Annotated in this window: 15 protein-coding genes and 1 pseudogene; 9 read left to right on the plus strand and 7 right to left on the minus strand. The window is 72.6% G+C overall.

Going from position 1 to position 13,621, the window contains the following annotated elements:
- Nucleotide 1 precedes the first annotated feature (1 nt).
- A complete protein-coding gene (gene deoC, locus AB0F18_RS12750) occupies nucleotides 2-964 on the minus strand; it encodes a deoxyribose-phosphate aldolase (protein ID WP_362058550.1) in 963 nt (320 codons plus the stop codon).
- A 123-nt stretch (nucleotides 965-1,087) separates the two neighbouring features.
- Here deoC and AB0F18_RS12755 point away from each other — a divergent pair, with 123 nt between their 5' ends.
- From AB0F18_RS12755 to AB0F18_RS12765, 3 genes are all read left to right on the plus strand, one after another.
- Entirely contained in the window at nucleotides 1,088-1,705 is a 618-nt protein-coding gene (locus tag AB0F18_RS12755) for a PH domain-containing protein (protein WP_362058477.1), read from the plus strand.
- 133 nt (nucleotides 1,706-1,838) lie between these two features.
- Complete coding sequence (locus AB0F18_RS12760) at nucleotides 1,839-2,363, plus strand: VanZ family protein (RefSeq protein ID WP_362058553.1); 525 nt, start codon at nucleotides 1,839-1,841, stop codon at nucleotides 2,361-2,363.
- Between the two features lie 57 nt (nucleotides 2,364-2,420).
- Nucleotides 2,421-2,633, plus strand: a complete 213-nt coding sequence (locus AB0F18_RS12765) for a PspC domain-containing protein (protein WP_362058480.1) — start codon at nucleotides 2,421-2,423, stop codon at nucleotides 2,631-2,633.
- Between the two features lie 34 nt (nucleotides 2,634-2,667).
- Here the strand turns inward: AB0F18_RS12765 and AB0F18_RS12770 are convergent, their stop codons facing one another.
- From AB0F18_RS12770 to AB0F18_RS12780, 3 genes are all read right to left on the minus strand, one after another.
- Nucleotides 2,668-3,444, minus strand: coding sequence for a hypothetical protein (locus AB0F18_RS12770; RefSeq protein WP_362058483.1), 777 nt, complete (start codon nucleotides 3,442-3,444; stop codon nucleotides 2,668-2,670).
- Nucleotides 3,445-3,570: 126 nt separating this feature from the next.
- Entirely contained in the window at nucleotides 3,571-3,828 is a 258-nt protein-coding gene (locus tag AB0F18_RS12775; RefSeq protein ID WP_362058485.1) for a hypothetical protein, read from the minus strand.
- Between the two features lie 139 nt (nucleotides 3,829-3,967).
- On the minus strand, nucleotides 3,968-5,116 hold the full coding sequence (locus tag AB0F18_RS12780) for an adenosine deaminase (protein WP_362058488.1): 1,149 nt from the start codon (nucleotides 5,114-5,116) through the stop codon (nucleotides 3,968-3,970).
- 113 nt (nucleotides 5,117-5,229) lie between these two features.
- Between AB0F18_RS12780 and AB0F18_RS12785 the strand changes: the two genes are divergently transcribed.
- The 3 genes from AB0F18_RS12785 to AB0F18_RS12795 all read left to right on the plus strand — a co-directional run bounded on the left by AB0F18_RS12785 (nucleotide 5,230) and on the right by AB0F18_RS12795 (nucleotide 7,682).
- Nucleotides 5,230-5,949, plus strand: coding sequence for an alpha/beta hydrolase (locus AB0F18_RS12785; RefSeq protein ID WP_362058491.1), 720 nt, complete (start codon nucleotides 5,230-5,232; stop codon nucleotides 5,947-5,949).
- A 91-nt stretch (nucleotides 5,950-6,040) separates the two neighbouring features.
- Nucleotides 6,041-6,406 carry a cupin domain-containing protein gene (locus tag AB0F18_RS12790; RefSeq protein WP_362058494.1) on the plus strand — a complete coding sequence of 122 codons (366 nt, stop codon included), beginning with the start codon at nucleotides 6,041-6,043 and terminating at the stop codon, nucleotides 6,404-6,406.
- A 226-nt stretch (nucleotides 6,407-6,632) separates the two neighbouring features.
- Entirely contained in the window at nucleotides 6,633-7,682 is a 1,050-nt protein-coding gene (locus AB0F18_RS12795; protein WP_362058497.1) for a helix-turn-helix transcriptional regulator, read from the plus strand.
- Here the strand turns inward: AB0F18_RS12795 and AB0F18_RS12800 are convergent.
- Nucleotides 7,679-8,596: a LysR family transcriptional regulator gene (locus AB0F18_RS12800; protein ID WP_362058500.1), complete on the minus strand. Its 918-nt coding sequence runs from the start codon at nucleotides 8,594-8,596 to the stop codon at nucleotides 7,679-7,681. The genes AB0F18_RS12795 and AB0F18_RS12800 overlap by 4 nt on opposite strands.
- 119 nt (nucleotides 8,597-8,715) lie before the next feature.
- Between AB0F18_RS12800 and AB0F18_RS12805 the strand changes: the two genes are divergently transcribed.
- From AB0F18_RS12805 to AB0F18_RS12815, 3 genes are all read left to right on the plus strand, one after another.
- On the plus strand, nucleotides 8,716-9,993 hold the full coding sequence (locus AB0F18_RS12805; RefSeq protein ID WP_362058503.1) for an MFS transporter: 1,278 nt from the start codon (nucleotides 8,716-8,718) through the stop codon (nucleotides 9,991-9,993).
- A 152-nt stretch (nucleotides 9,994-10,145) separates the two neighbouring features.
- Complete coding sequence (locus AB0F18_RS12810; protein ID WP_362058506.1) at nucleotides 10,146-10,856, plus strand: L,D-transpeptidase; 711 nt, start codon at nucleotides 10,146-10,148, stop codon at nucleotides 10,854-10,856.
- Nucleotides 10,857-10,941: 85 nt separating this feature from the next.
- A complete protein-coding gene (locus AB0F18_RS12815) occupies nucleotides 10,942-11,961 on the plus strand; it encodes a sigma-70 family RNA polymerase sigma factor (protein ID WP_362058509.1) in 1,020 nt (339 codons plus the stop codon).
- 30 nt (nucleotides 11,962-11,991) lie between these two features.
- Here AB0F18_RS12815 and AB0F18_RS12820 read toward each other — a convergent pair.
- Nucleotides 11,992-12,222, minus strand: a pseudogene (locus tag AB0F18_RS12820) (hypothetical protein); the annotation flags it as partial.
- Nucleotides 12,223-12,302: 80 nt separating this feature from the next.
- Nucleotides 12,303-13,580, minus strand: a complete 1,278-nt coding sequence (locus tag AB0F18_RS12825) for a thymidine phosphorylase (RefSeq protein ID WP_362058512.1) — start codon at nucleotides 13,578-13,580, stop codon at nucleotides 12,303-12,305.
- Nucleotides 13,581-13,621: the final 41 nt, after the last annotated feature.

Below are 13,621 nucleotides of genomic sequence, written 5' to 3' on the forward strand. Positions count from 1 at the left end.
ATCAGTCCACCGTCACGTAGTCGGGTCCGGAGTAACGCCCGGTGCTCAGCTTCTGGCGCTGCATGAGCAGGTCGTTCAGCAGGCTGGAGGCGCCGAAGCGGAACCACTCGTTGGTCAGCCAGTCCTCGCCCGCGGTCTCGTTGACCAGGACCAGGAACTTGATGGCGTCCTTGGTGGTGCGGATGCCGCCGGCCGGCTTCACGCCGATCTGGATTCCAGTCTGCGCCTTGAAGTCGCGGACGGCTTCGAGCATGAGCAGGGTGTTGGCGGGGGTGGCGTTGACGCCGACCTTGCCGGTGGAGGTCTTGATGAAGTCGGCGCCCGCGAGCATGCCGATCCACGAGGCGCGGCGGATGTTGTCGTACGTCGACAGCTCGCCGGTCTCGAAGATGACCTTCAGCCGGGCGGCGGTGCCGTCCTCGCGGACGCACGCCTCCTTGACGGCCTTGATCAGCTCGTACGTCTCCAGGTAGCGGCCGGCGAGGAAGGCGCCACGGTCGATGACCATGTCGATCTCGTCGGCGCCGGCGGCGACGGCGTCACGGGTGTCGGCCAGCTTGACCGGCAGGGCGGCCCGGCCCGCCGGGAAGGCGGTGGCGACGGAGGCGACCTTGACGTCGGCGCCGTTCAGGGCCGCCTTGGCGGTGGCCACCATGTCGGGGTAGACGCAGACCGCGGCGGTCATGGGCGTCGTGCGGTCGAGGGGGTCGGGGTGGACGGCCTTGGCGGCGAGCGACCGGACCTTGCCCGGGGTGTCCGCACCCTCGAGCGTGGTCAGGTCGATCATCGAGATGGCCAGGTCGATGGCGTACGCCTTCGCCGTGGTCTTGATCGAGCGGGTGCCGAGGGCGGCCGCGCGGGCCTCCAGTCCGACTGCGTCGACGCCGGGCAGCCCGTGCAGGAAGCGGCGCAGCGCGCTGTCGGACGTCGTCACGTCAGCGAATGCGGTGAGGGTGGTGGGCATGGTCACCAGATGAGCATATCTACGCGCGTAGCGACCTGTCACCCCCCACGTGCACATCTGGGCGTGACGTCCACCATCGGTGCGGCCGGGCCCTCCGCCCGGCCGTACGGCAGAATCGGCGGCATGACCACACCCTCCCCCCATGAGCCGGTCTACGCCGACCGCGTCTACCGCTCCCCCATGGCCGTCGTCACCGGGGTGCTGCTGCTCGCGATGATCGCGTGGCTGTGCGGGGACGCCGTCGTGCGCGGCTCGGCCGACGGCCGGTGGATCGGGCTCGCCGCCGCCGTGTGCCTCGTCCCGCTGACCGTGGCGTACACGATCCGGCCCGCCGTCTTCGCCAACGAGGACCGGCTGCGGGTCCGCAACCCCTTCCGGACCATCGTGCTGCCGTGGGGCTCGGTCGACGCGGTGCGGGCCGGGTACTCGGCGGAGGTGCTGGCGGAGGGGTCGACGTACCAGCTCTGGTCGGTGCCGGTGTCGCTGCGCGAGCGCAAGAAGGCCAACCGCGGCGGGCTCCGCGCGGCGGCCACCGGCAAGGGTGCCGGCGCTGCGGACGGGGCGGCTGCGGTTCCGCGGGCCTCCGCGGACAAGGCCGTCGACGAGCTGACCGAGCTCGCCGAGCGCGGGGCGGCCCGGCCGGGGGCGCGGGGGCCGGTCACCGTGAAGTGGGCGTACGAGATCATCGCGCCGGCGGTGCTGGGCGCGCTCGCGCTGGTCGTGCTGCTGGCGGTCGGGTAGGAACCCCGGCCGAGACGGCTCACTCCTGACCGGAACCGCTGCTGCCGGGGGTGGCGTCCTCGGTGGTGTGCACCGTCATGAGGGCAGCGGCAGCGCCGCCACCGCCACACAGCTCCCGGTCCGTCCCCGGCTTCTGAGCGGGGCCCTGCTGGCCGCGCATCTGCTGCTCGTCGGATGGCTCACCCTGCGCCCCCTGGACGTGCCCTGGGCGGCGGCCGCGAACCTGACCCCGCTGGAGGGGATCCGGGCGGACCTGGCGATGGGGCCGCTGGAGGCCGCGCGGCGGATCGGGGAGGGGCTGGCGCTGCTGGCCCCGCTGGGGGTGCTGCTGCCGCTGGCCGGCGGCCGGCTGGTGGCGGGGCCGCTGGCGGCGTGGTCCTCGCTGGTGCGGACGGCGGCCGCGGCCGTCCTGATCTCGCTGAGCATCGAGATGCTCCAGACCGCGGTCCCGGGGCGGGTGCTGAACGTGGACGCCCTGCTGCTGAACACCGCCGGGGTGGTGATCGTGCACGTGGCGGTCGTACCGGCGCTGCGGGCCAGGCTGCGCAGGCCCCTGATGTCCCGGGAGGCCGCTTCTCAGGGGAGCACCCCGAGAATTCCCAGGGTCGGTCTCGGCCCGTGGACCGAGGTCCTTTCGGCGGTACCGCGCGAGTATTGATTCATCGCGCCAGGCAATCAAGGAAAGCGCGCGAATCCCGATGCGAAGGAGAACACCATGAGCGCGCTGACCCGCCCCCGTGACGGACGGCTGATCGGCGGCGTCTGCGCCGGACTGGCGAAGCGGTTCGGAATGAAGGCCCGCACGATGCGGCTCATCTTCGTCGTGTCCTGCCTGCTGCCCGGCCCGCAGTTCCTGATCTACCTGGCGCTGTGGCTGCTGATCCCGAACGAGAAGTCCGGCGTCGGGGCGCCGAGCACGGCCTGGTGATTCCGGCCGGTGCCCAGCCGCTTTCCGGCGGGGATCAGCCGGCCTTCCCGACCTTCTCCAGCTGCTTGTCGGCGACTTCCTGCGGAACCGCCGCCTTCTGGCCGGCGGCCGCCACGTTGAGGGCCATCAGCCGTACGACGGTGGAGCCCTCACGGACGACGACCAGGTGGACCTGGGCCGAGACGCCGTCGGCAGCGGCGGTCGTGGTCCAGCTGACGCTCTCGTCGCCGGCGGTCTTGAACGGGACCGCCTTCACGTCCCGGTAGGTGCCGCTCTGCTTCTGAACGGTGGCGGTGAAGCCGGAGCCACAGGCCGCGACGGCCTCGCGGAGCCGGGCGACGACCCGCTTGGCGTCGCTCTCGTCGTAGGAGCTGACGGAGGCGGAGACGGCGAGGCCGACCTGCTTCTGGGAGCCGATGCCGCGGTTGACGGTCTCGTGCGCGGCCGGGTCGGGCTTGTCGCCCATGATGTCGGCGAGCGGCTGGCAGGCCTTCTTGTCGGCCTGCGGCTGGCCGTCGGGGGCGTTCGGGTTCTTGCCCTGCGCGGAGACCTGGTAGCCGGGGAGGTCGCCCTGTTCGAGGGCGGCGCGGTTCAGCCGGTCGTCCTTGGCCTTGGGGGCGGGCGAGGCGGCCTGGGCGCCGGGGGTGCCCGAGGCGCCGGAGGGCGCGCCGGCCGCGGAACCCTTGGGGTCCGGGCTCTTGCCGGCCGCGGGTGCGTCCGTGCCGCTGCTGCAGCCGACGGCCCCGAGGAGCAGGGCGGGGAGCAGCGCGAACGCCGTCGCGGGCGCCTTGAAACGTGCCGTGATGCGCATGACCGAACCTCAGACCCCGTGTGTCGGCGGGCAGTTGGTGGTGATCGTGGCACACTGCGCCGCGTGGCGCACACCACCTCGAAGGGGTGCGCGCCACGCGAACGGGCGTGCGGTCGGGGGTCCGGATCAGCCGCCGAGGCCGCCGAGCGCGGGGACTCCGCCGAGCAGCTGGGTGATGGGGGCGGCGGGGTCGCTGGCCTGGCCCTCCTGGGCAGCCTGGTCCGTCTGGTTGGTGAGGGAGCTGGTGGCGCTGGTGACGGTGCCGAGGGCGTCCGTCAGGTTCGGGGTCGGGAGCGCCGAGGCGGAGGCGGTACCCGCGGCACCCGCGGCGAGGGCGGCACCAATGACAGCGACACCGAGGGACTTGGCAGCAGACTGCTTCATGAAAAATCGTCCTTGCGACGGGGAATCGAGCGGCTCCGCAAACTAGCCACTTCAAACCCCCTCCCGCAAACATCCTTAAATATGAGAAAGCGCCCGGGATTTACGATCCCCGGACGCTTTCCCTCTGTTATGCCGTGGCCTAGGCCGATACAGATCCGCTGGTCGAAGCGGTCTGACGGAACAGCCACTCGGACTTCAGCTCCGCGTAACCCGGCTTGATCACGTCGTTGATCATCGCCAGTCGTTCATCGAAAGGAATGAACGCGGACTTCATGGCATTGACGGTGAACCACTGCATGTCGTCGAGCGAGTAGCCGAAGGCGTCGACCAGGTGCTCGAACTCGCGGCTCATGCTGGTGCCGCTCATCAGCCGGTTGTCGGTGTTGACCGTCAGGCGGAAGTGCAGCTTGCGCAGCAGGCCGATGGGGTGCTCGGCGTACGAGGCGGCCGCGGCGGTCTGCAGGTTCGAGGTCGGGCACATCTCCAGGGGGATGCGCTTGTCCCGGACGTACGAGGCCAGGCGGCCGAGCTTCACGGAGCCGTCGGCGGCGACCTCGATGTCGTCGATGATCTTCACGCCGTGGCCCAGGCGGTCGGCGCCGCACCACTGGAGGGCCTGCCAGATCGACGGCAGGCCGAAGGCCTCGCCGGCGTGGATGGTGAAGTGGTTGTTCTCCCGCTTGAGGTACTCGAAGGCGTCGAGGTGGCGGGTGGGGGGGAACCCGGCCTCGGCGCCGGCGATGTCGAAGCCGACCACGCCGTTGTCGCGGTAGCGGTTGGCCAGTTCGGCGATCTCCAGCGCGCGGGCGGCGTGGCGCATGGCGGTCAGCAGGGCGCCGACGCGGATGCGGTGGCCGTTGGCCCTGGCGCGGCGCTCGCCCTCGCGGAAGCCGTCGTTGACCGCCTCGACGACCTCTTCGAGGGTCAGGCCGGCCTCCAGGTGCTGCTCGGGGGCGTAGCGGATCTCGGCGTACACGACGCCGTCCTCGGCCAGGTCCTCGGCGCACTCGGCGGCGACCCGGAAGAGGGCCTCCTTGGTCTGCATGACGGCGCAGGTGTGCGCGAACGTCTCCAGGTAGCGCGGGAGGGAGCCGGAGTCGGCGGCGTCGCGGAACCAGACGCCCAGCTTGTCGGCGTCGGTCTCGGGCAGCTTGTCGTAGCCGACCTCGGCCGCCAGCTCGACGATGGTGCCGGGGCGCAGGCCACCGTCGAGGTGGTCGTGCAGCAGCACCTTGGGGGAGCGGCGGATCTGGTCCGGGGTGGGCTTGTCGGTGGTCTCGCTCGTCATCCCGGCACTCTACTCCTACGCGCGTAGAGCAACCCGTCGGCGGCAGGCGTCGATATGTAACAGAGACCGTACGGACGGGTGGCATACACCTGCCGGTCTGAGACTGTTCCGCCATGGCACAGCATGCGCCGCCGGCGCGCGGGGCCCGCCTGGGGCGGGCGGCCGGCGCGAACGGCTCGGACACGACGGTCAGTGGTGTGGTCCTCCTGCTCCCGGGGACGTCCAGGATCACCCCCGGTCCCCTGCGCCCGCTCGCGCGGGCGCTGGCCCGGGCGGGCGGGGCGGAGGGGCTGGTGGCGCACCCGGTGCTGCACGGCCCCGGGGACCGCGAGGAGGCCGCGCGGTGGGCGGCGGACGAGGCGCTGCGCCGGTACGGGGACGTGCCGGTCTGCCTGGCCGGCTTCGGCACCGGGGGCCGGACGGCGCTGCGGGCGGCGGGGCACGACGCCGTCAACTCGGTGCTGGCGCTGGCCCCTTGTTTACCGGAGGAGGTGCGCGGCGGCTCCCCTGAACCGGTGAAACAGCTCGCCGGGCGCCAGGTGCTGATCGTGCACGGCACGAACGACGCGCGCAGCGACCCGGAGCGGTCCTTCCTGCTGGCGGCGCGGGCGAAGAAGGCGAATCGTTCTACCTGCCGGTTCGAGGTGCACTCCGACGGGCACGGGCTGCGGGAACACCGGGCGGAAGTGGTGGCACTCGGGGTGGACTTCGTCCTCGGCTCGATGCTCTCGGGGCGGTACTCGCGGCCGGTGACGGACGCGCTGGCGGCGCCCCCGCCGCTGGGGCTGCGGATGCCGCTGGCCTCGGGTTTCGGGCGGTCGCTGCGGGGGTGAGGGCGGTCGCTGCCGGGGTGAGGGGTGGGAGGCCCGAGAGTAAAGTGAGGAGTGGACTCGGGGGTTCTTTCTCTCCTGGAGGCGATGGGGCATGGCCGGATTGGTGCGCAGGAGTTTCGACAGCGCCGACGAGACCCGGCCGTTCGCGGACGGCAAGGGCCGGCTGGACCTGGTCCAGGCGGAAGGCGGAGCCGTCGGACGTGCGGTGTTCGAGCCGGGCTGGCGCTGGTCGGAGCACATCAAGCCGCTGGCCGGCACGGAGAGCTGCCAGTCGGCGCACACGGGGTACATGGTGAGCGGCCGCATGCACGTCGTCATGGACGACGGACAGGAAGACGACTACGGCCCGGGGGACTTCATGCAGATCGCGCCCGGGCACGACGCCTGGGTGGTCGGTGACGAGCCGGTCGTGGCGCTGGACTGGACGGGCTTCGGGGACTACGCGAAGCCGAAGTAGGACGGGCCCGCGGGGCGGGGGCGGGCGCGGCGTCCGTCCGTGCCTGCCGCTCCGCCCCCTCACGGTCGGACGGCACCGATGGATGCGGCGCGACCGCCCCCGGCACGCCGTGATCCCTACTGTGCCGGTTCGGCATATGCGGCATGCGGGGATCCAGGAGTCGACTTGTCGCCTTGCGGGAACCCGAGGGGTTTATAAACGGTCACGTTCAGGGACGAATAGGCATATGCCAGTCGATGCCGACGGAGCTGATGGATCCGATCTGAGCCCCGCCGCGCGGCGCCTGTACGCCTTCGCCGTGGAGCGGTACGCCTTCACCCCGGCCGAGGCCACCGCCGCGCTCGGCGCCCGCGCGGGCGCCGCCGTCACGGAGCTGGCCGCCGCCCATCTGCTCCAGCGGGCCCCCGGCGAGGAGGGCCCCGAGCGGTGGACGGCGGTCCCGCCGCGGGCGGCCGCCGCCCGCGCGCTGGCCCCGCTCGCGCTGCTCGTACGGGAGACCCACGACGAGATGGACCGGCTGCGCGGGCGGCTGGAGGCGCTGGTGCCGGCGTACGAGGCGGGGGCCGCGCACCGGGACGCGGGCGGGTCGGGCCGTCTGGAGCTGGTCACCGACCTCGGGGCGGTACGCGGGATGATCGCCGAGCTGGTGGCGGGCTGCGAGCGGGAGCTGCTGACCTCCCAGCCGGGCGGCGGGCGGCCGCAGGAAACCCTGGAGGAGGCGGTCGGGCGGGACGAGTCGCTGCTGGCGCGCGGGGTCCGGATGCGGACCATCTACCAGCACACGGCACGCTACTCGCGCCCGACGGCCGCGTACGTGGAACGGGTGACGGCGCTGGGGGCACAGGTGCGGACCCTGGGCGACGGCCTGATGCGGATGCTGATCTTCGACGCGCACACCGGCCTGATGTCGGTCCCCGACCGCCAGGGGGCGGCGCTGGTGGTCCGGGAACCGAGCGTCGTCCACTTCATGACGGCCGCCTTCGAACGCTCCTGGCTGGGCGCCCGCCCCTTCCCGACGACGGTCAGCCCGGAAGCCGCCAAGTCCCTCTCGGACGAACTCCGCCAGACCATCGTCCGACTCCTGTCGGAAGGCCTGGAGGACAAGGTCATCGCCCGCCGCCTGGGCATGTCGGAACGCACCTGCCAACGCCACATCGCGGAGATCATGCGCGCGATCGGCGCCAAATCCCGCTTCCAGGCCGGGTACTTGCTGTCGGCAGCGACAGCCGGCCGACCCGGCAAGAAAGACCCCGCGGGCCCCGACGGGCCGGGTTAGGACGGGGGTTCCAGTTCTGGGATCAGGCGGCCGCGGCGGGAGAGGAGGAAGCGTTTGAAGGCGGCTACCGGTGGGGTGTCCGGGTGGCCGTCCAGCCAGGCCACGCCGATCTCGCGGACCGCGCGCGGTGCCGTCACCGTCAGCTCGACCACCCCCGGGCGGGGGACGAGGGGCGGCGGAAGGAGGGCCACGCCCAGGCCCGCCGCGACCAGGCCGCGCAGGGTCTCGGCCTCCTCGCCCTCGAAGGCCACCTTCGGGGTGAACCCGGCCTCCGCGCACAGGTCGTCCGTGATGCGGCGCAGGCCGTAGCCCGCCTCCAGGGTGACGAAGGTTTCCTCCGCGGCCTCGGCGAGGCGGATGCGCTTGCGGCCCGCGAGGCGGTGGTCGTCCGGGACGACCAGGCGCAGGCGTTGCTCGTCGAGGCGGCGGGCCACCAGGTCGGGGGCGTCGGGCACGGGCGAGGTCAGGCACAGGTCGAGCTCCCCGGCGCGGAGCTTCTCCAGCATGGCCTCGCCGTAGTTCTGGACGAGGGCGAAGCGGACCCGCGGGTGGTCGGCCCGGAAGGCGCGGATCAGGCCGGGCACGGTCTCGGGGCCGAGGGTGTGCAGGAAGCCGAACGCGACCTTCCCGAAGGCCGGGTCGGCGTCCTGCTGCACGGAGCCGGCGGCGCGGGCGATCCCGCCCAGGGCCTCCTCGGCGGAGGCGAGGAAGGTCCGGCCGGCGGTGGTGAGGGCGACGGTGCGGCCCTTGCGGGCGAACAGCGAGACGCCCAGGTCCTGTTCGAGGCGGACCATCGCCCGGGACAGGGTGGACTGGGGTACGCCCAGCTCGTGGGCGGCGCGGGTGACGTGCTCGTGCCGGGCGACCGCGACGAACTGGGCGAGGCGGGGGGCCAGCTCCCGTGTCACGGCCATGTCTTCTTCGTAACGGTTCGTTGACACCTGCGCCCCTGAGCTGTGGTGATGCGTGAGTGGATTGATTATGGCGAATTCGTGCATTGGACGCATGAAAGGGGACGGCTTAGCGTCGAGGTATGTCTCCCGCTCATACCGGGGCACTCGTCATCCCGGGTGCCTCCACCCCGTCGTCCCCCGAGCCCCACTCCCCCGGCCGCCCCGGCTACCGCCGGATGAGCCTCGCGCTCTTCGCCGCCGGACTGGCGACCTTCGCCCTCCTCTACTCCACCCAGGCCCTGCTGCCCGCGGTCTCCGCCGGCTTCGGCGTGACGGCCGGTCAGGCCAGCTGGACGGTGTCCGCGGCCACCGGCGCGCTCGCCCTGTGCGTCCTGCCGCTCAGCGCGCTGTCCGAGCGGTTCGGGCGGACCCGGATGATGACCTGGTCGATGGTGGTGGCCGTCGCCGTCGGCCTGCTGGTGCCGTTCGCGCCGGGCCTGGAGTGGCTGGTGGCGCTGCGCGCGGTGCAGGGCGCGGCGATCGCCGGCATCCCGGCCTCCGCGATGGCGTACCTGGCGGAGGAGGTCCGGCCGAAGGCGCTGGTCGGGGCGATCGGCCTGTTCGTGGCCGGCAACTCCATCGGCGGGATGAGCGGCCGCATCGTCACCGGCTGGGGCGCGCAGCTGTGGGGCTGGCGCGGCGGGCTGCTGGCCGTCGGCGTGATGGCGCTGGCCTGCGCGGTGGCCTTCCTGGTGCTGCTGCCCCGGGCGCGGTTCTTCCGGCCGGCCTCGCTGAACCCGCGCGCGGTGGGCCGTACGGTCACCGGGCACCTGCGCGATCCGCTGCTGCTACGGCTGTACGGGATCGGCGCGCTGTTCATGACGGTCTTCGGGGCCGTGTACACGGTCATCGGCTACCGGCTGGTGGAGGCGCCGTTCTCGCTGGGCCAGGGCGTGGTCGGGTCGATCTTCCTGATCTACCTGGTGGGTACGGCCTCCTCGGCGGCGGCCGGGCAGCTGGTGGCGCGGACGGGGCGGCGCGGTGCGCTGTACCTGGCGGTGACCACGACCGCGCTGGGGCTGCTGCTGTCGCTCGCCGACACGCTGTGGCTGATCCTGCCGGGGCTGGTGCTGATCACGGCGGGCTTCTTCGCCGGTCACGCGGTGGCCTCCTCGGCGGTGAGCCGGACGGCGAAGACGGGCCGGGCGCAGGCCTCGGCGCTGTACCAGTCCGCGTACTACCTGGGTTCCAGCGCGGGCGGCACCCTGGGTGCGCTGGCGTACCACGCCGCCGGGTGGGAGGCCACGGTCGGGATCGCCCTGCTGGCGGTGCTGGGCGTCGTCTCGATCACCCTGTACGGGTCCCACGCGGCCCGCGCCGAGCGGCGGCTGCCGGTCACGGCGGCGGCCGCGCGCTGAAGCCCCGCCCGGAGTCCGTCCCAAGTCCCGCCCGGAGCCCGGTCAGAAGTCCCGCCCGAAGTCCCGTCCGACTCCTATCCGGCGTGCCCTGCGCGCTCTAGCGTGGAGGGCATCGGCGCCCCCAGGGTGCGGGCGCGGCAGGGGAGGACCGGATGGCGGGGATACGCGTGCGCGCGCGGCGGCGGGCCGCGGTGGTGTTCGGCGGGGCGCTGGCGCTGGCGGCGCCCCTGGTGGTCGCAGGGGGCGGGGCGGCGCAGGCCGCCGGCTCGTGCAACGTGACGACGGGGCCGTACCAGCGGCAGGTGGAACAGTTCCTGGGGCGGCCGGTGGACGGGGTGCAGTCGGCGGCCGACTGCTCCGCCATCCAGGCCTTCCAGGCCACCCACGGGATCACCCCCACGATGGGGTACGCCGGGCCGCTGACCTGGCAGACGATGAGCACGATGCTGGCGCAGCGGGCGGCCGGCAAGAACCCGAACGCCGAGGGCAAGTGCCCCGTCAACCTGGGGCGGATCGCCTGCGTCGACCTGACCCGGCAGCTGAGCTGGATCCAGGACGGGGCCACGCTGAAGTACGGTCCGGTGCCGGTGCGCACCGGCAAGGCGGAGACCCCGACGCGGACCGGGCTGAAGAAGATCTACTACCGCAACATCAACCACTGGTCGACGATCTACAACGTGGCGATGCCGTACGCCCAGTTCTTCGACGGGGGCATCGCCTTCCACTCGGTGGAGAAGAGCATGTGGAACCCGCCGGGCTCGGGCGGCTGCGTCAACATGACGACGACGGACGCGAAGGCGTACTGGAACATGCTCACCAACGGCGAGGACGTCTTCGTGTACGGGCGCAAGCCCGGGACCTGACGCACCGCGCCGCGCTGCGGCTGCCGTTGTCAGACCCCTCGGGTAGTTTCCGAAGTGACGGGAAACCACCTGGGGGACGGCAGCCATGAGTGACCTCGCAACCACCTCCCCGGAGCTCGACGCGGCGATGGACCGCTACCGCGTCGAGCTGACGGGCTACTGCTACCGGATGCTCGGCTCGGCCTTCGACGCCGAGGACGCCGTGCAGGACACCTACGTCCGCGCCTGGCGGGCGTACGGGAGGTTCGAGGGCCGCTCCTCGCTGCGGTCGTGGCTGTACCGGATCGCCATGAACGTCTGCCTGGACGTGCTGAACGCCGGGAAGAAGCGGGCCCGTCCGATGGACCTGTCCGCCCCGCAGCACCAGGCGTCGGCCGTGCTGAACGAGCGGCCCGAGGTGACCTGGCTGGAGCCGGTGCCCGACGGGCGGGTGCTGCCGCAGACCGCCGACCCGGCGGAGATGGCCCTGGCGAAGGAGTCCGTGCGGCTGGCGTTCGTGGCGGCCCTGCAGCACCTGCCGGCGAAGCAGCGGGCCGTGCTGATCCTGCGGGAGGTGCTGGCCTGGAAGGCGGACGAGGTCGCGCAGCTCCTGGAGACCACGGTGGCCTCGGTGAACAGCGCCCTCCAGCGGGCCCGGGCGACCCTCTCGGGGCAGGCGCTGCGGCCGAGCGATCCGGCGGACCCGCTGGACGCGGACCAGGCGAAGCTGCTGGAGCAGTACCTGTCGGCGTTCGAGGCCTACGACATCACGCGGCTGACCGCCCTGCTGCACGAGGACGCGGTGCTGTCGATGCCGCCGTTCGACCTGTGGCTCCAGGGGCACGCGGACATCGCCGCCTGGCATCTGAACCAGGGCATCGGCTGCAAGGGCTCGCGGCTGATACCGACGACGGCGAACGGGCTGCCGGCCTTCGGCCAGTACCGTCCGCGCGAGGACGGCCGGCCGGGGCACGTGCCGTGGGCGCTGCAGGTGCTGGAGATCTCAGAGGGGCGGATCGTCGGGCTGAACGCCTTCCTGGACACCGACCGGTGGTTCCCGCTGTTCGGGCTGCCCGAGGAGCTCGACGAGGCCTACGAGGCCTGCGAGGTCCAGCAGGGCGCGTAGCGCGGGGGTCGCCCCCGTGACGTGGAAGGGGGTGCGGTGGCTGCGGGCGGTCAGGGCCATGCGGGCGAGGGCGTCGACGGTGGCGAGGGTGGGGCGGGTGACGCCTGCTGCGTCGCAGACCACCGCCGCCGGCTGTCCGGGGCCGTCCCGGCAGGCCTCGCTGACGCGGGCGCAGAGGGCGGGGACGTCCGGCTGGGGCCCGTCCAGGGCCAGGGTTCTGATCTCCACAGGTGGATGACCTGCCGCGGCCGCGGAACTCATCGGTGGGGCCCTGCGGGGCTGGACACGGCCGCTGCGCGGCACTGTCCAGCCCGCGCAGCGGCCCTGCCCCGTGCCCGGGACTACGCGATGCGGTCCAGGACGATCGGGTTCGCCGTGAACGCCGTGCCGGCCGGGGCGACGTCGTAGCAGCCCTCCAGGGAGGCCAGGGCGTAGTCGAACTTCTCCGGGGTGTCCGTGTGCAGGGTCATCAGCGGCTGGCCGGCGGTGACGGTGTCACCCGGCTTCGCGTGCAGCTCGATGCCCGCGCCGGCCTGCACCGGGTCCTCCTTGCGGGCGCGGCCCGCGCCCAGGCGCCAGGCGCCGACGCCGACTGCGTACGCGTCGAGGCGGGTCAGCACGCCCGAGGCGGACGCGGTGACCACGTGCTGCTCGCGGGCCACCGGCAGGGCCGCGTCCGGGTCGCCGCCCTGGGCGGAGATCATCCGGCGCCACACGTCCATGGCGGAGCCGTCGGCGAGGGCCTTCGCCGGGTCGGCGTCCTTGATGCCGGCGGCAGCCAGCATCTCCTGCGCGAGGGCGATGGTCAGCTCGACCACGTCGGCCGGGCCGCCGCCGGCCAGGACCTCGACGGACTCGCGGACCTCCAGGGCGTTGCCCGCGGTGAGGCCGAGCGGGGTGGACATGTCGGTGAGCAGGGCGATCGTCTTGACGCCGCTGTCGGTGCCCAGGGCCACCATGGTGGAGGCGAGCTCGCGGGCGTCCTCGATGTTCTTCATGAAGGCGCCGGAGCCGACCTTGACGTCGAGGACGAGGGAGCCGGTGCCCTCGGCGATCTTCTTCGACATGATCGAGGAGGCGATCAGCGGGATGGCCTCGACGGTGCCGGTGACGTCGCGCAGGGCGTAGAGCTTCTTGTCGGCCGGGGCCAGGCCGTCGCCGGCCGCGCAGATGACGGCGCCGGTGGTGTCGAGGACGTTCAGCATCTCCTCGTTGGAGAGCAGCGCGCGCCAGCCCGGGATGGACTCCAGCTTGTCGAGGGTGCCGCCGGTGTGGCCGAGGCCGCGGCCGGACAGCTGCGGGACGGCCGCGCCGCAGGCGGCGACGAGCGGGGCGAGCGGGAGGGTGATCTTGTCACCGACGCCGCCGGTGGAGTGCTTGTCGGCGGTGGGGCGGGAGAGGGAGTCGAAGTTCATCCGCTCGCCGGAGGCGATCATCGCGGCGGTCCAGCGGGCGATCTCGGCCCGGTTCATGCCGTTGAGCAGGATGGCCATGGCGAGCGCCGACATCTGCTCGTCGGCGACGACGCCGCGGGTGTAGGCGTCGATGACCCAGTCGATCTGCTCGGGGCTCAGCTCACCGCGGTCCCGCTTGGTCCGGATGACGGAGATGACGTCCATGAGGTGACTTCCTTCTACGCGCATAGAGATGAGGGGGGAGA

This window comes from Streptomyces sp. NPDC029216, assembly GCF_040648015.1.
Taxonomy (GTDB): domain Bacteria; phylum Actinomycetota; class Actinomycetes; order Streptomycetales; family Streptomycetaceae; genus Streptomyces.

Bases quoted from the DNA above. Each gene is read 5' to 3' on its own strand.
- AB0F18_RS12815 (WP_362058509.1), top strand. From the start codon at position 10,942: ATGAGTGACCTCGCAACCACCTCCCCGGAGCTCGACGCGGCGATGGAC.
- AB0F18_RS12785 (WP_362058491.1), top strand. From the start codon at position 5,230: ATGGCACAGCATGCGCCGCCGGCGCGCGGGGCCCGCCTGGGGCGGGCG.
- AB0F18_RS12805 (WP_362058503.1), top strand. From the start codon at position 8,716: ATGTCTCCCGCTCATACCGGGGCACTCGTCATCCCGGGTGCCTCCACC.
- AB0F18_RS12790 (WP_362058494.1), top strand. From the start codon at position 6,041: ATGGCCGGATTGGTGCGCAGGAGTTTCGACAGCGCCGACGAGACCCGG.
- AB0F18_RS12770 (WP_362058483.1), bottom strand. From the start codon at position 3,444: ATGCGCATCACGGCACGTTTCAAGGCGCCCGCGACGGCGTTCGCGCTG.
- AB0F18_RS12765 (WP_362058480.1), top strand. From the start codon at position 2,421: ATGAGCGCGCTGACCCGCCCCCGTGACGGACGGCTGATCGGCGGCGTC.
- AB0F18_RS12775 (WP_362058485.1), bottom strand. From the start codon at position 3,828: ATGAAGCAGTCTGCTGCCAAGTCCCTCGGTGTCGCTGTCATTGGTGCC.
- AB0F18_RS12755 (WP_362058477.1), top strand. From the start codon at position 1,088: ATGACCACACCCTCCCCCCATGAGCCGGTCTACGCCGACCGCGTCTAC.
- AB0F18_RS12780 (WP_362058488.1), bottom strand. From the start codon at position 5,116: ATGACGAGCGAGACCACCGACAAGCCCACCCCGGACCAGATCCGCCGC.
- AB0F18_RS12810 (WP_362058506.1), top strand. From the start codon at position 10,146: ATGGCGGGGATACGCGTGCGCGCGCGGCGGCGGGCCGCGGTGGTGTTC.
- AB0F18_RS12800 (WP_362058500.1), bottom strand. From the start codon at position 8,596: ATGGCCGTGACACGGGAGCTGGCCCCCCGCCTCGCCCAGTTCGTCGCG.
- AB0F18_RS12795 (WP_362058497.1), top strand. From the start codon at position 6,633: ATGCCAGTCGATGCCGACGGAGCTGATGGATCCGATCTGAGCCCCGCC.
- deoC (WP_362058550.1), bottom strand. From the start codon at position 964: ATGCCCACCACCCTCACCGCATTCGCTGACGTGACGACGTCCGACAGC.
- AB0F18_RS12825 (WP_362058512.1), bottom strand. From the start codon at position 13,580: ATGGACGTCATCTCCGTCATCCGGACCAAGCGGGACCGCGGTGAGCTG.